The sequence below is a fragment of the Pseudomonas sp. NPDC089996 genome (genome assembly GCF_044748405.1).
GTDB lineage: Bacteria > Pseudomonadota > Gammaproteobacteria > Pseudomonadales > Pseudomonadaceae > Aquipseudomonas.
Genome location: NZ_JBIVGA010000011.1, coordinates 1 through 19,426 on the forward strand (window position 1 = coordinate 1; position 19,426 = coordinate 19,426).

At 59.1% G+C, this 19,426-nt stretch carries 19 protein-coding genes; 12 read left to right on the plus strand and 7 right to left on the minus strand.

Annotated elements, in window-relative coordinates:
- The first annotated feature begins 355 nt into the window (after window positions 1-355).
- The 3 genes from cysD to ACIPW4_RS19135 all read left to right on the plus strand — a co-directional run bounded on the left by cysD (window position 356) and on the right by ACIPW4_RS19135 (window position 4,165).
- Complete coding sequence (gene cysD / locus ACIPW4_RS19125) at window positions 356-1,273, plus strand: sulfate adenylyltransferase subunit CysD (protein WP_003251799.1); 918 nt, start codon at window positions 356-358, stop codon at window positions 1,271-1,273.
- A gap of 16 nt (window positions 1,274-1,289) precedes the next feature.
- Entirely contained in the window at window positions 1,290-3,191 is a 1,902-nt protein-coding gene (cysN, locus tag ACIPW4_RS19130; RefSeq protein ID WP_400660593.1) for a sulfate adenylyltransferase subunit CysN, read from the plus strand.
- Between the two features lie 341 nt (window positions 3,192-3,532).
- Entirely contained in the window at window positions 3,533-4,165 is a 633-nt protein-coding gene (locus tag ACIPW4_RS19135; RefSeq protein WP_400660595.1) for a hypothetical protein, read from the plus strand.
- 32 nt (window positions 4,166-4,197) lie between these two features.
- Here ACIPW4_RS19135 and ACIPW4_RS19140 read toward each other — a convergent pair whose 3' ends face one another.
- The 4 genes from ACIPW4_RS19140 to ACIPW4_RS19155 all read right to left on the minus strand — a co-directional run bounded on the left by ACIPW4_RS19140 (window position 4,198) and on the right by ACIPW4_RS19155 (window position 7,757).
- A complete protein-coding gene (locus ACIPW4_RS19140; protein WP_400660597.1) occupies window positions 4,198-4,857 on the minus strand; it encodes an RES family NAD+ phosphorylase in 660 nt (219 codons plus the stop codon).
- 193 nt (window positions 4,858-5,050) lie between these two features.
- The gene (locus ACIPW4_RS19145; protein ID WP_400660599.1) at window positions 5,051-5,317 is read right to left on the minus strand and encodes a bacteriocin immunity protein; all 267 of its coding nucleotides are present in this window, start codon (window positions 5,315-5,317) and stop codon (window positions 5,051-5,053) included.
- Complete coding sequence (locus ACIPW4_RS19150; protein WP_400660601.1) at window positions 5,311-5,544, minus strand: S-type pyocin; 234 nt, start codon at window positions 5,542-5,544, stop codon at window positions 5,311-5,313. Before ACIPW4_RS19150 ends, ACIPW4_RS19145 begins: the two co-directional genes overlap by 7 nt.
- A gap of 1,733 nt (window positions 5,545-7,277) precedes the next feature.
- Window positions 7,278-7,757, minus strand: coding sequence for an Lrp/AsnC family transcriptional regulator (locus ACIPW4_RS19155; RefSeq protein WP_400660602.1), 480 nt, complete (start codon window positions 7,755-7,757; stop codon window positions 7,278-7,280).
- Window positions 7,758-7,884: 127 nt separating this feature from the next.
- Here ACIPW4_RS19155 and ACIPW4_RS19160 point away from each other — a divergent pair, with 127 nt between their 5' ends.
- On the plus strand, window positions 7,885-9,081 hold the full coding sequence (locus tag ACIPW4_RS19160) for a methionine gamma-lyase (RefSeq protein WP_400660604.1): 1,197 nt from the start codon (window positions 7,885-7,887) through the stop codon (window positions 9,079-9,081).
- A 227-nt stretch (window positions 9,082-9,308) separates the two neighbouring features.
- On the opposite strand, the gene ACIPW4_RS19165 is transcribed toward ACIPW4_RS19160, so the two are convergent.
- Window positions 9,309-9,746, minus strand: coding sequence for a YhcB family protein (locus ACIPW4_RS19165; RefSeq protein ID WP_400660606.1), 438 nt, complete (start codon window positions 9,744-9,746; stop codon window positions 9,309-9,311).
- 135 nt (window positions 9,747-9,881) lie between these two features.
- Between ACIPW4_RS19165 and ACIPW4_RS19170 the strand changes: the two genes are divergently transcribed.
- From ACIPW4_RS19170 to zapE, 3 genes are all read left to right on the plus strand, one after another.
- Window positions 9,882-10,517 carry an alpha/beta hydrolase gene (locus ACIPW4_RS19170; protein WP_400660608.1) on the plus strand — a complete coding sequence of 212 codons (636 nt, stop codon included), beginning with the start codon at window positions 9,882-9,884 and terminating at the stop codon, window positions 10,515-10,517.
- A 25-nt stretch (window positions 10,518-10,542) separates the two neighbouring features.
- Window positions 10,543-11,886, plus strand: a complete 1,344-nt coding sequence (locus ACIPW4_RS19175) for a tryptophan--tRNA ligase (RefSeq protein ID WP_400660609.1) — start codon at window positions 10,543-10,545, stop codon at window positions 11,884-11,886.
- A gap of 149 nt (window positions 11,887-12,035) precedes the next feature.
- Window positions 12,036-13,130, plus strand: coding sequence for a cell division protein ZapE (zapE, locus tag ACIPW4_RS19180; protein WP_400660611.1), 1,095 nt, complete (start codon window positions 12,036-12,038; stop codon window positions 13,128-13,130).
- A gap of 117 nt (window positions 13,131-13,247) precedes the next feature.
- Here the strand turns inward: zapE and ACIPW4_RS19185 are convergent, their stop codons facing one another.
- Together ACIPW4_RS19185 and ACIPW4_RS19190 are read right to left on the minus strand one after the other, a co-directional pair.
- Complete coding sequence (locus ACIPW4_RS19185) at window positions 13,248-14,168, minus strand: GlxA family transcriptional regulator (RefSeq protein ID WP_400660843.1); 921 nt, start codon at window positions 14,166-14,168, stop codon at window positions 13,248-13,250.
- Between the two features lie 189 nt (window positions 14,169-14,357).
- On the minus strand, window positions 14,358-15,398 hold the full coding sequence (locus tag ACIPW4_RS19190; RefSeq protein ID WP_400660613.1) for an NADP(H)-dependent aldo-keto reductase: 1,041 nt from the start codon (window positions 15,396-15,398) through the stop codon (window positions 14,358-14,360).
- A 257-nt stretch (window positions 15,399-15,655) separates the two neighbouring features.
- Between ACIPW4_RS19190 and rplM the strand changes: the two genes are divergently transcribed.
- The 5 genes from rplM to ACIPW4_RS19215 all read left to right on the plus strand — a co-directional run bounded on the left by rplM (window position 15,656) and on the right by ACIPW4_RS19215 (window position 19,339).
- Entirely contained in the window at window positions 15,656-16,084 is a 429-nt protein-coding gene (gene rplM, locus ACIPW4_RS19195) for a 50S ribosomal protein L13 (protein ID WP_400660614.1), read from the plus strand.
- A 14-nt stretch (window positions 16,085-16,098) separates the two neighbouring features.
- A complete protein-coding gene (gene rpsI, locus ACIPW4_RS19200; RefSeq protein ID WP_003260797.1) occupies window positions 16,099-16,491 on the plus strand; it encodes a 30S ribosomal protein S9 in 393 nt (130 codons plus the stop codon).
- Between the two features lie 264 nt (window positions 16,492-16,755).
- Window positions 16,756-17,349, plus strand: coding sequence for a ubiquinol-cytochrome c reductase iron-sulfur subunit (petA, locus tag ACIPW4_RS19205; protein ID WP_400660615.1), 594 nt, complete (start codon window positions 16,756-16,758; stop codon window positions 17,347-17,349).
- A complete protein-coding gene (locus ACIPW4_RS19210) occupies window positions 17,349-18,560 on the plus strand; it encodes a cytochrome bc complex cytochrome b subunit (protein ID WP_016395499.1) in 1,212 nt (403 codons plus the stop codon). Before petA ends, ACIPW4_RS19210 begins: the two co-directional genes overlap by 1 nt.
- Entirely contained in the window at window positions 18,560-19,339 is a 780-nt protein-coding gene (locus ACIPW4_RS19215; protein ID WP_400660616.1) for a cytochrome c1, read from the plus strand. Before ACIPW4_RS19210 ends, ACIPW4_RS19215 begins: the two co-directional genes overlap by 1 nt.
- Window positions 19,340-19,426: the final 87 nt, after the last annotated feature.

Below are 19,426 nucleotides of genomic sequence, written 5' to 3' on the forward strand. Positions count from 1 at the left end.
TGTGCTCCCACTCGTGCTCATGGCACCTGCGGCATTCAGCTTGTCATTCACCGCTCTCACTTCAGATTCTAATCCCCTCTTAAGACACAAGCGGCCTTGTGTCGCGAAGGGGCCGCACGGCGGCCCCAGCAATATCGGGAGCGAAGTTGAGACCCTGGGGGTGCTTTGCACCCCTTTCGCGACACAAGGCCGCTCCCACAGGGACCTCTGCCAAGCCAAACCCCCAGTCATATCGTTAGACTTTTTCGATCTAGTCCACCGCCTAAATAGAAGCAGCCGCTGTGATAAAGTGGCTCGCTCGAACACGGCCCGCAGGCCGTCCATAAGATCGTTTCGTGTTTTTTCGTGAGTAGCCATGGTCGACAAACTGACGCACTTGAAACAGCTGGAGGCGGAAAGCATCCACATCATCCGCGAGGTGGCCGCCGAGTTCGACAACCCGGTGATGCTGTACTCGATCGGCAAGGATTCCGCCGTGATGCTGCACCTGGCGCGCAAGGCCTTCTTCCCGGGCAAGCTGCCGTTCCCGGTGATGCACGTCGACACCCAGTGGAAATTCCAGGAGATGTACAGCTTCCGCGACAAGATGGTCGAGGAAATGGGCCTGGAGCTGATCACCCACGTCAACCCTGAGGGTGTGGCGCAGGGCATCAACCCGTTCACCCATGGCAGCTCCAAGCACACCGACATCATGAAGACCCAGGGCCTCAAGCAGGCGCTGGACAAGCATGGTTTCGACGCCGCCTTTGGTGGCGCGCGCCGCGACGAAGAGAAGTCGCGGGCCAAGGAACGTGTCTACTCGTTCCGAGACAGCAAACACCGCTGGGACCCGAAGAACCAGCGCCCGGAACTGTGGAACGTGTACAACGGCAAGGTCAACAAGGGCGAGTCGATTCGCGTCTTCCCGCTGTCGAACTGGACCGAGCTGGACATCTGGCAGTACATCTACCTCGAAGGCATCCCGATCGTGCCGCTGTACTTCGCCGCCGAGCGTGAAGTGATCGAGAAGAACGGCACCCTGATCATGATCGACGACGAGCGCATCCTCGAGCACCTGTCCGAGGAAGAGAAGGCGCGCATCGTCAAGAAGAAGGTGCGTTTCCGTACCCTCGGCTGCTACCCGCTGACGGGCGCTGTCGAGTCGGAAGCCGAAACGCTCACCGACATCATTCAGGAAATGCTCCTGACGCGCACTTCCGAGCGCCAGGGCCGAGTCATCGACCACGATGGCGCCGGTTCCATGGAAGACAAGAAACGTCAGGGCTACTTCTAATTTTCAGGGTTACTCCATGTCGCACCAATCCGATTTGATCAGCGAAGACATCCTCGCTTATCTGGCTCAGCACGAGCGTAAAGAACTGCTGCGTTTCCTCACCTGCGGTAACGTGGATGACGGCAAGAGCACCCTGATCGGGCGCCTGCTGCACGACTCGAAGATGATCTACGAGGACCACCTCGAGGCCATCACTCGCGATTCGAAGAAGGTCGGCACCACCGGCGAAGAAATCGACCTGGCATTGCTGGTCGACGGCCTGCAGGCCGAGCGTGAGCAGGGCATCACCATCGATGTCGCCTACCGCTACTTCTCCACTGCCAAGCGCAAGTTCATCATCGCCGACACCCCGGGCCACGAGCAGTACACCCGTAACATGGCCACCGGGGCTTCGACCTGCGACCTGGCGATCATCCTGGTCGATGCCCGCTACGGCGTGCAGACCCAGACCCGTCGCCACAGCTACATCGCCTCGCTGCTGGGCATCAAGCACATCGTGGTCGCGGTCAACAAGATGGACCTCAAGGGCTTCGATGAAGGCGTGTTCGAGTCGATCAAGGCCGACTATCTGAAGTTCGCCGACGCTATCAACCTGAAGCCGAGCAGCCTGCACTTCGTGCCGATGTCGGCGCTCAAGGGCGACAACGTGGTCAACCACAGCGAGCAGTCGCCGTGGTATGCAGGCCCGACGCTGATGGAAATCCTCGAAACCGTCGAAGTCGCGGCCGACCGCAACTTCACCGACCTGCGCTTCCCGGTGCAGTACGTCAACCGTCCGAACCTGAACTTCCGCGGCTTCGCCGGCACCCTCGCCAGTGGCGTGGTGCACAAGGGGGACGAAATCGTCGTGTTGCCTTCGGGCAAGAGCAGCCGAGTCAAGTCCATCGTCACCTACGAAGGTGAGCTGGAAAACGCCGGCCCAGGCCAGGCCGTGACCCTGACCATGGAAGACGAGATCGACATCTCCCGTGGCGACCTGCTGGTGCACGCCGATAACGTGCCGCCGGTGACCGACCAGTTCGACGCCATGCTGGTGTGGATGGCCGAGGAGCCGATGCTCCCGGGCAAGAAATACGACATCAAGCGCGCCACCAGCTACGTGCCGGGCTCGATTGCCAGCATCACCCACAAGGTCGATGTGAACACCCTGGAGCAGGGCGCGGCCAGCGCGCTGCAGCTGAACGAGATTGGTCGCGTCAAGGTCGCTCTGGATGCCTCGATCGCCCTGGACGGTTACGACAGCAACCGCACCACCGGCGCGTTCATCGTCATCGACCGCCTGACCAACGGCACCGTCGGCGCCGGCATGATCATCGCCCCGCCAGTGCTGCCACACGGCGGCACCGGCCAGCATGGCAAGCAGGCTCACGTGGCCACCGAAGAACGCGCCCTGCGCTTCGGCCAGCAGCCGGCCACCGTGCTGTTCAGCGGCCTGTCTGGCGCCGGCAAGAGCACCCTGGCCTACGCCGTCGAGCGCAAGTTGTTCGACATGGGCCGTGCGGTGTACGTGCTCGATGGTCAGAACCTGCGCCACGACCTGAACAAGGGCCTGCCACAGGATCGCGCTGGCCGCACCGAGAACTGGCGCCGTGCCGCCCACGTGGCGCGCCAGTTCAACGAAGCCGGCCTGCTGACCCTGGCTGCGTTCGTTGCCCCGGATGCCGAAGGCCGCGAGCAGGCCAAGGCGCTGATCGGCAAGGAGCGTCTGGTGACCGTTTACGTTCAGGCCTCGCCGCTGGCGTGCCGTGAGCGTGACCCGCAAGGTTTGTACGCTGCCGGTGGCGACAACATCCCGGGTGAGAGCTTCCCGTTCGATGTGCCGCTGGATGCCGACCTGGTGATCGATACCCAGAGCACCAGTGTTGAAGAAGGCGTGAAGCAGGTGCTGGATGTGCTGCGTCAGCGTGGCGCGATCTAAGTATTGCTTGTTGTGGAAAACCCCGCTTCGGCGGTAATGCTGTTTACTTGAGTTGATCTCACACTGCTTGGGGCTGCTTCGCAGCCCATCGCAGGCAAGCCAGCTCCTACAGTACCGCGCAAATCTTGAAATCTGCGCTGTACCTGTAGGAGCTGGCTTGCCTGCGATGGGCCGCAGAGCGGCCCCAATTGCTTAAGTGAACAGCATTACCGCTTCGGCGGTTTTTTTGTTTCTGTGAGATTCATGCTGGATTTACATATGGACTAATTGACAAGTTGACATGTATTGCGCGGCGCTCTAGCCTAAGTGCAAAGGGGCTTTTCAGGCCCTGAGGAGGATCCATGAGTGTGGTCACCCACGATGTCATTCATCCTGCGCTCGCTCATATCGAGGCCGCCAAGGCTGCGTTGCGGGAGCGCTTCGAGGAGCATCTTGCGCGAGCGTCGGCGGCGGTCGTTTTAAAAGCCGTGGCTCTTGCGGACGAGAAAGCTTTTGCTGCGCTCGCCAAAGTGGAAGTTGAAGCCAAGCGCAGTATTGCAACGCGCAATCAGGAAGCAGTGGCCAGGATGAAGGCGCGCGCCTTTGAACGGGTAGACAGCCGCTGTGAACTGCTCGACTCCAAAGCAGCTTGCGAAATTCTAGGTATTACCAAGCAGGCGCTGAGTCAGAAGACCAAGGCGGGGAAGCTCTTGGCGTATACCAATACGGGTAACCGCAGGAAGTTCTACCCGTCGTTTCAGTTTGCCGAAAACAAGCCAAGGTTGATTATTGAAGCAATCATTACGTCGGTTGATGTCGACCCCGCTGATACCGAAGCCATGAACACGCTTGTTCAGCACCTGGTCGGCAGGATGGATTATTCCGACCCAGGCGAGCCAGGCAACGTATTGCCCCGTTTCGAATTGCTGGATGATCCAGCAGCTCTTAAAATCATCAAGCGTGATTACCGAAATGCACTGATGGCTGGGCAGTGAGAACAGACCCCACGAGAGGTCTGTCTTGATGCTTACTCCAGGACTACACCCAGGCTCTCGAGAAACTCTACAGCAGTCTCGCCGTTCGTTAGCAGGGCTTCCAGGCGGCTTATCGCGTTGACCTGGCACTCACGGCCTTCGAACAAGACAAGGTTGCACCCATGCATCGACCCGGTCACCGTGTAGACCGCTGACGGGTACAGCAGGCCGTCGACCTCGCGGATATCCATGCATGCCTGGCTCAATTTTTGGGTGAGTGCGTACCCCTCCCGCCCTTGTCCCCGGGCCTGCACGATATCTCGTACTTTATGGTGAGTGGCTTTGTTTGCCAGCGCAGAGACGTCAACCACGTTCAATACGCGTGCTGCCTTGAGTCGATGGAGGGATGCCTGCTCAAGTCGCCACAGGCTAACGGACTGCTCGTCGATACCCTGCCCAGGCTGGAAAGATTCGGCCACGGCAACTTCTTCGGTGAAACCGAGATAATAGACACCGACCTGCCTGGCGGGATCGGCAAAGCGTGTGTCGGAGTCAGCGCGATAGTGGATGGGGTTGGCATCGTAACGGGAGGGCTGAACGCGGTGCAGCACTGTGCCGATGGGGATCTGGCGTATCAGTTCCGAGTAGCTGTTCAGGGCCTTCAGAACTAGCCCGGAGATAGTGTTCTCCGGCTTTTCCGCTATACCGTCCATGAAGCGCCTCCGAGCTAGCCCTTTGTGTCCTCGAGCGAATTGTAGTGCCGGTCATAGTCACTATGGCGTTCGCATCCTTGTTTGTAAGGATCCATGTCGCAGGCGAATTTCTGGTCCTGACGATCGGGGAGAATGAGGATCCTGCCGTCGGCGCAACCAGATAGAAATAGGATTAACATCCATGCAGACTTTTTCATTTCACGTCCTTGAACAGGCAAAGTCCTTTTGATTTACGCCAGTCGATGATACGAGCGATGACTGCCATAGCGCATCCCTCCAGTTCGTTAGCCGGGTAGTAGAGGAGGTCAGAGCCATCTGGGTGCTCTGCCATGTCGATAAAATGTTCCAGTAATTGATCCTGCCAGGCCGAAGTTCCGTTGGCCTGGAGCAGTTCTTCGAGCACCGTCCGGAATTCTGCGCAGGTGTAGTCGGCAAGGCTGTGCTTTTGACTGATCACCACGCCACCTCCGAACACAGCGCGTACTGCAGGGCACTCATGATCCGCAGGTTCTCGGCGTCGTACATCGCACCGCCCATGGTGGGCGGGTCGAGGTGGCAGATCTGATAGTTGCGCACGCCTTTGGCGGTTTCGCCAAAAGGTGCGCGGGGCGGCCAGCCTTGCTTGATGCGGTTGAGTTGCGAGGTGACGAATTGGTGGGAGTAAACCGGGTCTGCGGCGAGGGCCATTCAAAAGGAAAGGGAGAAATCGTCGAAGTTTGCAAAGGATTGCTCGGCCAGCTTTCTTGCGATGTGATTTGGGAATTGGAAGATCATGGCATCGATTCTATAGGGTAATGTCACAGGGATCATCTCTCCGCTTTGTTGTGATGTGAATATTTCACGTGCTTATTTGTGGGTGAGGTATGTACCAAATAGTTGTAGGAATAATCACTCCTGATCGATTGCGCGCGACGCGGCGGCGAACACCCCGCCGAAGCGAGGGCTGCGATTCATTGTTTATAAATCTTCCACTGCCGTGGCCTGCACGGCTCCTTGATAGTATTCGGCACCGTTTAGAGTTCATCTGGGTTTCAGTTTCAGGGCAGTAGATAAAATCTGTTTCACTGGGTTTGTTTGCTACCGCATACAAACGGTTAAATAAAACAAGACAGTATGTCATTCAGCTCCCCTGTATTGGCGTGCTAGAGCTCTTTGAGGCATTCGACGAAGTCCGCCTCGGTGTGTTCGCTGTAGTGGAATTGTGCTAATCGTTGAAGTGCCGCACATATTCGCAAGCTGATTCTGTTTTCAAAATTACGTACGGAGATGCCTGGTCGGACAAATTAATGCATCGAGGAGTTATGGTGATTCAGTAGCGGGGTTATGCTCGAGTTTCTTTGGGGTGTCGCCTTCGGTCTCGAGATGTTGTCTGATGATCGTATGGTTGGCGCATTGCTGCATATAGGGGTCCATGTCGCACTGGAATTGCCGGGCGGAGTCGAATCGGTAAAGGCTAGGCTTTCCTTCGCAGCCGGCTAGGATTGCAGTTAGGATTATTAAAAGTCTCATCGCGTATTATTCCTGAGTTTTAAGCGCGTAATTTTGTTGTCTTCTCAGTGCGCGTCTATTGTTGCAAGGTTCGTAGGTGAAGTTGTTACTTTATGGTGTGGGAATTTTCTCTAAGGGTTGTAGGAGCTTTTCTGTTCGGCTAGGAGTGTTGGCATAGTTCTGTGATATTGGGATTTGGTAATTTTGAGAAATGATTGCTGTCTGGCTTTTTGTGTAGGGTCTTCGTAACTTTTGGTTGGTCTAAATAGGAGGTGTGTGATGGCTATATAATCTCAGAGCTTCAAAAATAATGGAGGGGCAGTTCTTCCTCCGAATCAGGCGATGACCGCAGGACAGTTCCTTGTTTCCCCTAATGGACGGTTTACCCTTCGTCTTCGTGGGGATGGCAGTTTGGTTTTAGAGGATAGCGGCACCGTGGTTTGGGTTGCAGATGAAAAACAGCCCTATAGCACTACATTTCGATATAAGAAAATGCGTGATCCTTTGAAGTTCGTAGTAAGTAATTCAGGTTTCTTGTACGATCCCGCTCACCGGAGGCTGTGGTCTGCCCAAAGTACGGAAACACTCGATAAGTCTTATTGGTATAACAATTACCTCACGATAACTGATTCCGGCAATATCGTTATATATGATGGTCGCAATGGCGATGTGCGTTGGCCTCGGGTAGGATTTGTTCCAGGGCGACTGCCTCCCGTACGTAAATTCATTGGTCACTTTTTACCCTGAGGATCCGTCGCCACTGTGGGAGTGGGAGCATGACTATCCATGAGTCTTGAATGGTAGTTTCAGTGAGCGTGGAGGACTCCAAGTCCTAGTTCAGCAACTGCTTGGAGTTCAATTTTTTGTGGGGATGGGGCAGTTGCCGGACACATGGTGCGGCGAGCGCTGGAGTGAGGTACTAAGATTAAATATTAAATATGTGTGGCTGATACAGGAATCCCCCGCTTTTCCTTAACCGCTTTGTATGAAAAACTCGAATAGATCTCCTTCACCCCCGGCAACCGCTGCAGCACTTCCCTTGTAAATTCCCCAAACGATTCCAAGTCCCGCGCCAGTATCTCCAACAGAAAGTCATACCGCCCGGAGATGTTGTGGCACGCCACAATTTCAGGAATCTCCATCAGCCTTTGTTCGAAAGCCAAGGCCATTTCCTTGGTATGCGAATCCATCATGATGCTGACAAACGCCGTCACCCCGAATCCCAGCGACTTGGGCGAAAGAATGGCCTGGTAGCCAGTGATATAGCCGTTGTCTTCCAGCAGCTTGACCCGTCGCCAACAGGGCGAGGTGGTCAGTGCAACCTGGTCGGCGAGTTCGGATATGGTCAGGCGGGCGTTGTCCTGCAGGGCAGCGAGCAAGGCGCGGTCAGTGTGGTCGAGGCTTGAAGGCATAATTTGCCCTCCTGGTCTTGTATTTGTTGTTTTCATTCCAAACAAAGCACAAATACATGGGCAATTTTGGAAAATTTCAGGCAGCTCAGTGGCATAAGCTTATAGCAAACCACCAGAGGCTGTTGCCATGCGCAACCCCCATAACAACACCGGTTTTTCCACCCGCGCGATCCATCATGGCTACGACCCGCTTTCCCACGGCGGCGCCTTGGTGCCACCGGTTTACCAGACCTCGACCTATGCCTTCCCCAGCGTCGAATATGGCGCGGCGTGCTTTGCCGGCGAGGAGGGCGGGCACTTTTACAGCCGCATCTCCAACCCGACCCTGGCCTTGCTGGAACAGCGCATGGCTTCGCTGGAAGGGGGCGAGGCAGGCCTGGCCCTGGCGTCGGGCATGGGGGCTATTACCTCGACCTTGTGGACCTTGCTGCGCCCCGGTGACGAGCTGATCGTCGGGCGCACGGTGTATGGCTGCACCTTCGCCTACATGCACCATGGCATCGGTGAGTTCGGGGTGAAGGTGCGCCATGTCGACCTCAATGACAGCAAGGCACTAAAGGCGGCGATCACCCACAAGACCCGGATGATCTACTTCGAAACCCCGGCCAACCCGAACATGCAACTGGTCGATATTGCGGTAGTGGCCGAAGCGGCGCGAGGGCATGATCTGCATATCGTGGTCGACAACACCTACTGCACGCCCTATTTACAGCGGCCGCTGGAACTGGGCGCCGACCTGGTGGTGCATTCGGCGACCAAATACCTAAGTGGCCACGGTGATATCACTGCGGGGCTGGTGATCGGGCGCAAGGCGCTGATTGATCGGATTCGCCTGGAAGGGCTCAAGGACATGACCGGCGCTGTGCTGTCGCCACACGATGCTTCGCTGCTCATGCGCGGCATCAAGACGCTCGCGTTGCGCATGGACCGTCACTGCGCCAATGCCCAGCAAGTCGCCGAGTTTCTCGCGCGCCAGCCGCAGGTGGAGCTGATTCAGTATCCGGGGCTGCCATCGTTTGCCCAGTACCAACTGGCGCAGCGGCAGATGCGCTTGCCAGGCGGAATGATCGCTTTCGAGCTCAAGGGCGGGATCGAAGCCGGTCGGCGCTTCATGAATGCCCTGCAATTGTTTGCCCGTGCTGTGAGCCTGGGCGATGCCGAGTCGCTGGCGCAGCATCCGGCGAGCATGACCCATTCCAGCTATACGCCTGAAGAGCGGGCGCATCACGGCATTTCGGAGGGACTGGTGCGGTTGTCGGTGGGGTTGGAGGATGTGGAAGATTTGCTGGAGGATGTCGAGCAGGCGCTTAAGGCTTGCAGCTAGGTTGCCTGGTCCTGTGGGAGCGGCTTTAGCCGCGAACACCGGCAAAGCCGGTGCCATCCACCGCGTTGTCTGCTTCGCGGCTAAAGCCCACAGGGTATGGCGGCGCTCTTGTGGACATTGTTCCGTCTGCTACAGCGCAGCTCGCAGGGCTGAGTAATCTCCCACAGGAGCCGAGACCCGGGGCACAAAAAAAGGCCTCATACGAGGCCTTCTTCATGTTCAGCAGATCAGCGCTTGAGCCCGTAGCTCTCGTCGAGCATGCCCGGCGAGTCAGGCGACTTCGGCGCGTAGTCGCGTGGCACTTCGGCGGTGTCGCGCGGCGGGGTCAGGCGGTCGCGTGGGCCTTGCGCCGCTTCGGAGTGCAGGGCAGCCAGCAGGCGCTGACGGGTGACATCGTCTAGGGCCAGGCTGTTGGCGCCTTCGGCCAGGTGATCTTGTACGTCCTGGTAGCTCTGGGTCAGTTTCTTGACCAGCATGGCGGTGCTGTTGAAGTGGGTGACCACTTCGTTCTGATAGCTGTCGAAACGCTTCTGGATGTCATCCAGTTGGCGCTGGGTATTGCTGGGCGCCGCGTTGGGCAGCAGGCGGGCCACGATGAAACCGACCGCCACACCGATGACCAGGGCCAGGGTTGGCAACAACCAAACAAGGAGCGAGAGTTCCACGAGTCCTTCCTCTATAAACGGCTTTGCTTTACGTTAACGGCTCAGACCTGCGCTGTATACCGCGAGCGATCGCAAATCAGAACAGAATTCCTCACCTAGACGAAACGACCCCCTTCGAGGTCACGGAGTAGTGCCTTGCTTGTCCGCGAAACCCCCTTGTTCATCGACGGCCCGATCGGCCAGCTGGAAGCCTTGTACCTGGACGTGGCCGATGCCCGCGGTGCGGTGCTGATCTGCCACCCCAACCCGGTTCAGGGCGGCACCATGCTCAACAAGGTGGTCTCGACCCTGCAGCGCACCGCCCGCGATGCCGGCTACGTGACCCTGCGCTTCAACTACCGTGGCGTCGGTCAGAGCGCCGGCAGCCATGACATGGGCGCCGGCGAAGTGGCCGATGCCGAGGCCGCCGCAGCGTGGCTGCGCGCGAAGCACCCGGAACTGCCGCTGGTGCTGATGGGCTTCTCGTTCGGTGGTTTCGTCGCCACCAGCCTGGCCGGGCGCCTGGAAGCCGAAGGCGTGGAGCTGCAGCAGCTGTTCATGATCGCCCCGGCGGTGATGCGCCTGACCGCCGACTTCCCGCTGCCCCAGCGCTGCCCGATCGTCGTGGTGCAGCCAGACGCTGACGAAGTCGTGGATCCGCAATTGGTTTACGAATGGTCCGACGCATTGGGGCGCCCCCATGAGCTGCTGAAAGTGGCAGAATGCGGACACTTCTTCCATGGCAAGCTGACCGATCTGAAGGATCTGCTGCTGCCGCGCCTTTCGAACTGAGCCAAGCCTGAATAAGCGAACACCCATGACCACGCGCATCCTCACCGGTATCACCACCACCGGCACCCCGCACCTGGGCAACTACGCCGGTGCCATACGCCCGGCGATCGTCGCCAGCCAGCAGCCTGGTGTCGACTCGTTCTACTTTCTGGCCGACTACCACGCGCTGATCAAGTGCGATGACCCGCTGCGCATCCAGCGCTCGCGTCTGGAAATCGCTGCCACCTGGCTGGCCGGTGGCCTGGACCCGGCGAAGGTCACCTTCTACCGCCAGTCCGACATCCCCGAAATCCCCGAGCTGACCTGGCTGCTGACCTGCGTCGCGGCCAAGGGCCTGCTCAATCGCGCCCACGCCTACAAGGCCTCGGTGGACAAGAACCTGGAAACCGGCGAAGACCCGGATGCCGGCGTGACCATGGGCCTGTACAGCTACCCGGTGCTGATGGCCGCGGACATCCTGATGTTCAACGCCAACAAGGTGCCGGTCGGCCGTGACCAGATCCAGCACGTGGAAATGGCCCGCGACATTGGTCAGCGTTTCAACCACCTGTTCGGCCAGGGCAATGACTTCTTCGCCCTGCCGGAAGCGGTGATCGAGGAGAGCGTGGCGACCCTGCCGGGCCTGGACGGTCGCAAGATGTCCAAGAGCTACGACAACACCATCCCGCTGTTCACCAGCGCCAAGGACATGAAAGACGCCATCTCGCGTATCGTCACCGACTCGCGTGCGCCTGGCGAAGCGAAGGATCCCGACAATTCGCACCTGTTCACCCTGTTCCAGGCCTTCTCGACGCCGGCGCAGTGCGCCGAATTCCGCGAAGAGCTGCTGCAGGGGCTGGGTTGGGGCGAGGCCAAGCAGCGTCTGTTCCAACTGCTCGACGGCCAGCTGGCCGAGAAGCGCGAGCACTACCACCAGCTGATCGCGCGCCCGGCAGACCTGGAGGACATCCTCCTCGCCGGCGCTGCAAAGGCCCGCAAGATCGCCACGCCGTTCCTCGAGCAGCTGCGTGAGGCCGTTGGCCTGCGCTCGTTCCGCAGCAGCGTGCAGGCCACCACTGAAGTGAAGAAGAAGGCCGCCAAGAGCGCGCGCTTCGTCAGCTTCCGTGACGAAGACGGCAGCTTCCGCTTCCGCCTGCTGGCCGCCGATGGCGAGCAACTGCTGCTGTCGCGCAGTTTCGCCGATGGCAAGAGTGCCGGTGCCGTCAGCAAGCAACTGCAGCAGGGCGGTGACGCCGATGTGCGCGTTGACGGCCTGGGCTTCAGCCTGTGGCTGAACGACGAGCAAGTTGCCGACGGGCCGCAGTTCGACAGCGCCGAAGCCCGTGATTCGGCCATCGAAAGCCTGCGTGTAGCGCTTCAGCCACTGTAGGAGCGGGCTTGCCCGCGATCACCGGCGAAGCCGGTGCCATACAGCGTAAAACTGCCTTGAATGAGGCATATTGACGCAAGTCGCATTGCCATTAAGCGGGCCTGTCGCTACAGTGACGGCCCGTTTTTTGTTGCCTCGCTAACGAAATCATGACGCCCCTAGAACGATATCAAGCAGATCTGAAACGTCCCGACTTCTTCCATGACGCGGCGCAGGAAACTGCGGTGCGTCACCTGCAGCGTCTGTACGACGACCTGGTGCACGCGCAGAACAACAAGCCGGGCGTGTTCGGCAAGCTGTTCGGCAAGAAGGAGCAGACGCCGGTCAAAGGCCTGTACTTCTGGGGCGGGGTAGGGCGCGGCAAGACCTATCTGGTCGACACCTTCTATGAAGCGCTGCCGTTCAAGCAGAAGATGCGCACGCACTTCCACCGCTTCATGAAGCGCGTCCACGAGGAAATGAAAACCCTCAAGGGCGAGAAGAACCCGCTGACCATCATCGCCAAGCGCTTCAGCGATGAAGCCAAGGTGATCTGCTTCGACGAATTCTTCGTGTCCGACATCACCGATGCCATGATCCTCGGCACTCTGATGGAAGAGCTGTTCAAGAATGGCGTCTCGCTGGTGGCGACCTCCAACATCGTCCCCGACGGCCTGTACAAGGACGGCCTGCAGCGCGCGCGCTTCCTGCCGGCCATCGCGATGATCAAGCAGTACACCGACGTGGTGAACGTCGACAGTGGCGTCGACTACCGTCTGCGTCACCTGGAGCAGGCCGAACTGTTCCACTTCCCGCTCAACGACGCGGCGCACCAGAGCATGCGTGCCAGCTTCAAGGCGCTGACGCCTGAGTGTACCCAGGCCGTCGAGAACGACGTGCTGATGATCGAGAACCGCCCGATCAATGCCCTGCGCACCTGCGACGACGTCGCCTGGTTCGACTTCCGCGCCCTGTGCGACGGGCCGCGCAGCCAGAACGACTACATCGAGCTCGGCAAGATCTTCCATGCCGTATTGCTGAGCAACGTGGAGCAGATGGGCGTCACCACCGACGACATCGCCCGCCGCTTCATCAACATGGTGGACGAGTTCTACGATCGCAACGTCAAGCTGATCATCTCGGCCGAGGTGGAGTTGAAGGACTTGTACACGGGTGGGCGCCTGAGCTTCGAGTTCCAGCGCACGCTGAGTCGTTTGCTGGAAATGCAGTCGCACGAGTTCCTGTCGCGGGCGCACAAGCCTTAAGACACTGGGGCCGCTTTGCGGCCCTTTCGCGACACAAGGCCGCTCCTACAGGAATTCGCGTTCCCCTGTAGGAGCGGCCTTGTGTCGCGAAAGGGCTGCAAAGCAGCCCCATTGGCCTCAAGCCTCTTGCATGAACTGCTGCCGATACTGGTTCGGCGACAATTCCGTGTGCTGGCGGAACAACCGCGCAAAGAAGCTCGCATCGTCATAGCCGACCTCATAACTGATGGTCTTGATGCTCTTGCGCGTGCTCGACAGCAGCCCCTTGGCCGTCTCGATGCGCAACCGCTGCAGGTAGTGCAGCGGCTTGTCACCGGTCGCCCCCTGGAAGCGGCGCATGAAGTTGCGGATGCTCATGCCATGGTTGCGGGCCACGTCCTCGAAGCGGAACTTGTCGGCGAAGTGTTCCTCCAGCCAGTGCTGGATCTGCAGGATGATCAGGTCCTGGTGCAGCTTCTGCCCGCCAAAGCCCATGCGCCCGGGGGTGTAGTTGCGCTGCACCTCGTAGAGGATGTCGCGGGCCACGGCTCGCGCCACATTGGCGCCACAGAAGCGCTCGATCAGGTAGATATACAGGTCGCAGGCTGAGGTGGTGCCGCCGGCACAGTACAGGTTGTCGGCGTCGGTCAGGTGCTTGTCCTGGTTCAGGCGGATCTTCGGGTAGCGCTCGGCGAAGCTGTTGAAGAAGCGCCAGTAGGTGGTCGCCTCCTTGCCATCGAGCAGGCCGGACTCGGCCAGCCAGAACACTCCGCTGGCTTCGGCGCACAGCACGGCGCCACGGGCGTGCTGCTCGCGCAGCCATGGTAACACCTGTGGATAACGTTGCTGGAGGTTGTCGAAATCTTCCCAGAAGGCTGGGAGGATGATCACGTCGGCATCGTCAAGGCCGCCATCGACCGGCAACTGCACATTGCTGAAGCTGTCCACCGGCTGGCCATCGGGGCTCACCAGGCAAATCTCGAACATGGGCTGCAAGCCCAGGCCCAGCTGCTTGCTGTAGCGCAAGCTGGCGAGGTGGAAGAAATCCTTGGCCTGCATCAGGGTCGAAGCGAACACCTTGTCAATGGCCAGGATGCTGACGCGCCGCAACGACGCGGGGGGGTTGGTAAACATCATTGTCATTGTTCTTATAGGGTAGAGTGGTCAATCACCGGCTGGATCGTCTTATTTTTTGGCGATTGTGTCTACCCCGTGTCGTGGCGAGGCCGCATGGCGGCCCCGCACCGCTCAAGGCGCCGGGTTTGGCTGCTCCTGATGAATTGCCTCGATCGCCGCCAGCAGCTCGTCGCCAAGGTTCAGCTGCAGGCTGTCGAGGTTGCTCTGCAGTTGCACCAGGTCGGTCGCGCCGATGATGTTGCTGGTCACGAACGGCTGCCGGGTCACGAACGCCAGGGCCATCTGGGCCGGGTCCAGGCCATGCGCCTGCGCCAGCTGCACATAACGGCTGCAGGCCGCTACGGTCTGTGGGTTGGAGTAGCGGGCGAAGCGGCTGAACAGGGTCAGGCGGCCTTTCGCTGGTCGGGCGCCATTCTCGTATTTGCCCGAGAGCATGCCGAAGGCCAGCGGCGAATAGGCCAGCAAGCCGCATTGCTCGCGGATCGCCACCTCCGCAAGGCCCACTTCGAAGCTGCGATTGAGCAGGTTGTACGGGTTCTGGATGGAGACCGCCCGCGGCCAGCCACGCGCGTCGGCCAGTTGCAGGAACTTCATCGTGCCCCAGGGGGTTTCGTTGGACAGGCCGATATGGCGGATCTTGCCGGCACGCACCTGCTCGTCGAGCACCTCGAGGGTTTCTTCCAGGGGGGTGAACAGATCGTTGGCCAGGTGCTGATAGCCAAGCTTGCCGAAGAAGTTGGTGCTGCGTTCCGGCCAGTGCAGCTGGTAGAGGTCGATGCGGTCTGTCTGCAGGCGCTTGAGGCTTTCGTCCAGCGCGGCAACGATGTGCTGGCGGTTGTGCTTGAGCTGGCCGTCGCGGATGTGGCTGATGCCATTGCCGGGCCCGGCGACCTTGCTGGCCAGCACCCAGTCGTCGCGGTCGCCGTTGGCACGGAACCAGTTGCCGATGATGCGCTCGGTGGCCGCATAGGTCTCTGGGCGTGGCGGCACCGGGTACATTTCGGCGGTGTCGATGAAGTTGATGCCGTTGGCCTTGGCCAGTGCGATCTGCTCGAAAGCCTCGTCCTGGGTGTTCTGCTCGCCCCAGGTCATGGTGCCCAGGCACAGGGCGCTGATGTCGAGGTCGGTACGGCCGAGCTTGCGGTATTCCATCGGAAAGGCACTCCTTGGCAAAGAAGCCCATCAAAGCAGGTTGAAATTTTTTGCGCAATCTGGATAATTCTGCCCCTCTCCGTGTGGCGGAAGTGATGCACCACCACGCAGGAAGAACCCCGTCGAACATTGGCGTGCCCGACCCGAGCCCCCAAAAGCGTCAGCGTTCGGCTGCGCGCTTGCCCTTGGCAAGTTGTGCACTATCCAGTAAGATTCGCCGTCTATTTTTCGCTGGGCGGCCTCTGAGGCTTTAGAGAATGAAAACTTTTACTGCTAAACCGGAAACAGTAAAGCGCGAGTGGTTCGTAGTCGACGCCGCTGGCCAGACCCTGGGTCGTCTGGCTACCGAAATCGCTACCCGTCTGCGTGGCAAGCACAAACCAGAATACACCCCTCACGTTGACACCGGCGACTACATCGTCGTTATCAACGCTGAACAGGTTCGTGTGACTGGTGCCAAGTCTTCCGACAAAATGTACTACTCCCACTCCGGTTTCCCGGGCGGTATCAAGGAAATCAACTTCGAGAAGTTGATCGCCAAGGCCCCTGAGCGTGTTATCGAAACCGCGGTCAAAGGCATGCTGCCTAAGAACCCGCTGGGTCGCGACATGTACCGCAAGCTGAAAGTGTACGCGGGTGCAACTCACCCACACACTGCTCAGCAGCCTCAAGAACTGAAGATCTAACGGGAAGGTTCATTATGTCGGCGACTCAAAACTACGGCACTGGCCGTCGCAAGACCGCAACCGCTCGCGTATTCCTGCGTCCGGGTACTGGTAACATTTCCATCAACAACCGTTCTCTGGACGTGTTCTTCGGTCGCGAAACCGCTCGCATGGTTGTTCGCCAGCCGCTCGAGCTGACCGAAACCGTTGAGAAGTTCGACATCTACGTCACCGTTTCCGGTGGTGGTGTCAGCGGTCAAGCCGGTGCGATCCGTCACGGTATCACCCGCGCTCTGATGGAATACGACGAAACCCTGCGTGGCGCTCTGCGTCGTGCTGGTTACGTCACCCGCGACGCTCGTGAAGTCGAGCGTAAGAAAGTGGGTCTGCGTAAAGCGCGTAAGCGTCCTCAGTACTCCAAGCGTTAATACCGCTTCGGCAGTCGAGAAAAGCCCGGTTCCTTGGAACCGGGCTTTTTTTTGTGCTTGAACTAACCTGTCAGCATGTCGGTGACCACTTGTCGCATAGACGCAGATCAAGCAAAGCGCGGGTTATAGCTCCTTGTCGGGGTAATCACCTTGTCACTGTGTGGATTTGTTTCTTACCATGGCGACCAAATTTTAGTGCCACAGACACAACCTAAGTACAGGCCAGGTCCAACTGGCCAAGCAAAGCTGATGGGAGAGGACTGAATGAGCAATGACGGCGTCAACGCAGGCCGGCGCCGCTTCCTCGTAGCCGCGACATCCGTGGTCGGGGCGGCGGGGGCAGTGGGGGCTGCGGTACTGTTCGTGGGGTCATGGTTTCCCAGTGCCAAGGCGAAAGCGGCCGGTGCACCGGTGAAGGTCAATATTGCCAAGGTCGAACCGGGGCAGCAGATGGTTGCCGAATGGCGGGGTCAGCCGGTGTTCATCGTGCGGCGAACGCAGGAGATCCTTGGCAACCTGAAAAAGATCGAAGGTGACCTCTCCGATCCTCAATCGAAGAACTCGGTGCAGCCGACCTATGTCGACCCCGAGGTACGCTCGATCAAGCCGGAACTCCTCATTCTCGTCGGGCTCTGCACGCACCTGGGCTGTTCGCCGACCTTTCGCCCGGAAGTCGCACCCGCAGACCTCGGGCCGAAGTGGGTCGGTGGCTACTTCTGTCCTTGCCACGGCTCCCACTACGACCTGGCCGGTCGTGTCTACAAATCGCAGCCTGCGCCTCTAAACCTGCCAGTGCCGCCGCACTCTTATGAGTCGGACGACATCGTCGTCATCGGCGTCGACCAGGAGAAAGCATGATGAGCAAGTTCATGGACTGGATTGACGCTCGCTTCCCCGCCACCAAGATGTGGGAAGACCACCTGAGCAAGTATTACGCGCCCAAGAACTTCAACTTCCTGTATTTCTTCGGCTCGCTGGCGCTGCTGGTGCTGGTCAACCAGATCGTCACTGGCGTGTGGCTGACCATGAGCTTCACGCCATCGGCGGAAGAGGCCTTCGCCTCGGTCGAGTACATCATGCGTGACGTCGAGTACGGCTGGATCCTGCGCTACCTGCACTCCACGGGCGCCTCGGCGTTCTTCATCGTGGTCTATCTGCACATGTTCCGCGGCCTGCTCTACGGCTCCTACCAGAAGCCCCGGGAGCTGGTGTGGCTGTTCGGCATGCTGATCTACCTGGCGCTGATGGCCGAGGCCTTCATGGGCTACCTGCTGCCGTGGGGGCAGATGTCGTACTGGGGTGCCCAGGTGATCATCTCGCTGTTCGGTGCCATCCCGGTGATCGGCGGCGACCTGACCCAGTGGATCCGCGGTGACTACCTGATTTCGGGCATCACTCTGAACCGCTTCTTCGCGCTGCACGTGGTGGCCCTGCCGATCGTGATTCTCGGCCTGGTGGTGCTGCACATTCTGGCTCTGCACGAAGTGGGTTCGAACAACCCAGATGGTGTGGACATCAAGAAGAAAAAGGACGAAAACGGCATTCCGCTCGACGGCATTCCGTTCCACCCGTACTACACCGTGAAGGACATCGTCGGGGTGGTGGTGTTCCTGTTCGTGTTCTGCGCCGTGGTGTTCTTCTTCCCCGAAATGGGCGGTTACTTCCTGGAAAAACCCAACTTCGAGCAGGCGAACGCGTTCAAGACGCCCGAGCATATCGCCCCTGTGTGGTACTTCACGCCGTTCTACGCGATCCTGCGGGCGGTGCCTGACAAGCTCATGGGCGTGATCGCCATGGGTGCTGCGATTGCCGTGTTGTTCGTGCTGCCCTGGTTGGACCGCAGTCCGGTGCGCTCCATGCGCTACAAGGGCTGGATCAGCAAGGTCTTCCTGCTGGTGTTCTGCATAGCCTTCGTCATCCTCGGCATTCTCGGCGTACTGGCACCGACACCCGGTCGCACCTTGCTGTCGCAGGTGTGCACCGTGCTGTACTTCGCCTACTTCCTGCTGATGCCGTTCTACACAAGGCTCGAGAAGACCAAACCGGTTCCGGAAAGGGTGACTGGCTGATGAAAAAGTTGATTGCAGTATTTTTGCTGGCAGTGATGCCTGCCTTTTCCTTCGCTGCCGAGCATGGCCTGGAGCTGGACAAGGTCGATATCGACCTCACTGACAAGGCGGCCATGCAGGATGGTGCGCGTACGTTCGCCAACTATTGCATGGGCTGCCACAGCGCAAAGTTCCAGCGTTACGAGCGGGTCGCCGACGACCTTGGCATCCCCCATGAGCTGATGCTCGAGAAGCTGGTGTTCACCGGCGCCAAGATCGGCGACCACATGCAGATCGGCATGCAGCCCAACGATGCCAAGACCTGGTTCGGTGCAGCGCCACCCGACTTGACCCTGGTCGCCCGGGTGCGGGGCACCGATTGGTTGTACACCTACCTGCGCAGCTTCTATGAAGACAAGTCGCGCCCGTACGGGGTCAACAACAAGGTGTTCCCGAACGTCGGCATGCCCAACGTGCTGGTCGGCCTGCAGGGCAATCAGGTGGTTGGCTGCAAGCAGGTGCAGATGGTGGTCGATGGCAAGAAGCAATTCGACCCATTGACGGGCAGTCCGCTGACCCATGAAGCTTGTGACCAGCTGACCATTACGCCGAATTCCGGTACCCTGAACACCGAGCAGTTCGACGAGAAGGTCAAGAATCTGGTGACCTTCCTGGCCTATTCGGCCAACCCGGTCAAACTGGAAAGCCAGCGCATCGGTACCTACGTGTTGCTGTACCTGGCTTTCTTCTTCGTATTTGCCTACTTGCTCAAGCGCGAATACTGGAAGGACGTGCACTGATCACGCAGTAGTTTCTGGTAGTTGAACGCGCCCGCGGGGCTCTGGCGAATGCGCCCAGGGCCCCGCGGGCGCGTTTTCATTTTGAGT

Bases quoted from the DNA above. Each gene is read 5' to 3' on its own strand.
- ACIPW4_RS19210 (WP_016395499.1), top strand. From the start codon at position 17,349: ATGAGCAAGTTCATGGACTGGATTGACGCTCGCTTCCCCGCCACCAAG.
- ACIPW4_RS19160 (WP_400660604.1), top strand. From the start codon at position 7,885: ATGCGCAACCCCCATAACAACACCGGTTTTTCCACCCGCGCGATCCAT.
- cysD (WP_003251799.1), top strand. From the start codon at position 356: ATGGTCGACAAACTGACGCACTTGAAACAGCTGGAGGCGGAAAGCATC.
- ACIPW4_RS19185 (WP_400660843.1), bottom strand. From the start codon at position 14,168: ATGCAGGCCAAGGATTTCTTCCACCTCGCCAGCTTGCGCTACAGCAAG.
- ACIPW4_RS19150 (WP_400660601.1), bottom strand. From the start codon at position 5,544: ATGGCCCTCGCCGCAGACCCGGTTTACTCCCACCAATTCGTCACCTCG.
- ACIPW4_RS19155 (WP_400660602.1), bottom strand. From the start codon at position 7,757: ATGCCTTCAAGCCTCGACCACACTGACCGCGCCTTGCTCGCTGCCCTG.
- ACIPW4_RS19135 (WP_400660595.1), top strand. From the start codon at position 3,533: ATGAGTGTGGTCACCCACGATGTCATTCATCCTGCGCTCGCTCATATC.
- rpsI (WP_003260797.1), top strand. From the start codon at position 16,099: ATGTCGGCGACTCAAAACTACGGCACTGGCCGTCGCAAGACCGCAACC.
- cysN (WP_400660593.1), top strand. From the start codon at position 1,290: ATGTCGCACCAATCCGATTTGATCAGCGAAGACATCCTCGCTTATCTG.
- zapE (WP_400660611.1), top strand. From the start codon at position 12,036: ATGACGCCCCTAGAACGATATCAAGCAGATCTGAAACGTCCCGACTTC.
- rplM (WP_400660614.1), top strand. From the start codon at position 15,656: ATGAAAACTTTTACTGCTAAACCGGAAACAGTAAAGCGCGAGTGGTTC.
- petA (WP_400660615.1), top strand. From the start codon at position 16,756: ATGAGCAATGACGGCGTCAACGCAGGCCGGCGCCGCTTCCTCGTAGCC.
- ACIPW4_RS19190 (WP_400660613.1), bottom strand. From the start codon at position 15,398: ATGGAATACCGCAAGCTCGGCCGTACCGACCTCGACATCAGCGCCCTG.
- ACIPW4_RS19215 (WP_400660616.1), top strand. From the start codon at position 18,560: ATGAAAAAGTTGATTGCAGTATTTTTGCTGGCAGTGATGCCTGCCTTT.
- ACIPW4_RS19175 (WP_400660609.1), top strand. From the start codon at position 10,543: ATGACCACGCGCATCCTCACCGGTATCACCACCACCGGCACCCCGCAC.
- ACIPW4_RS19140 (WP_400660597.1), bottom strand. From the start codon at position 4,857: ATGGACGGTATAGCGGAAAAGCCGGAGAACACTATCTCCGGGCTAGTT.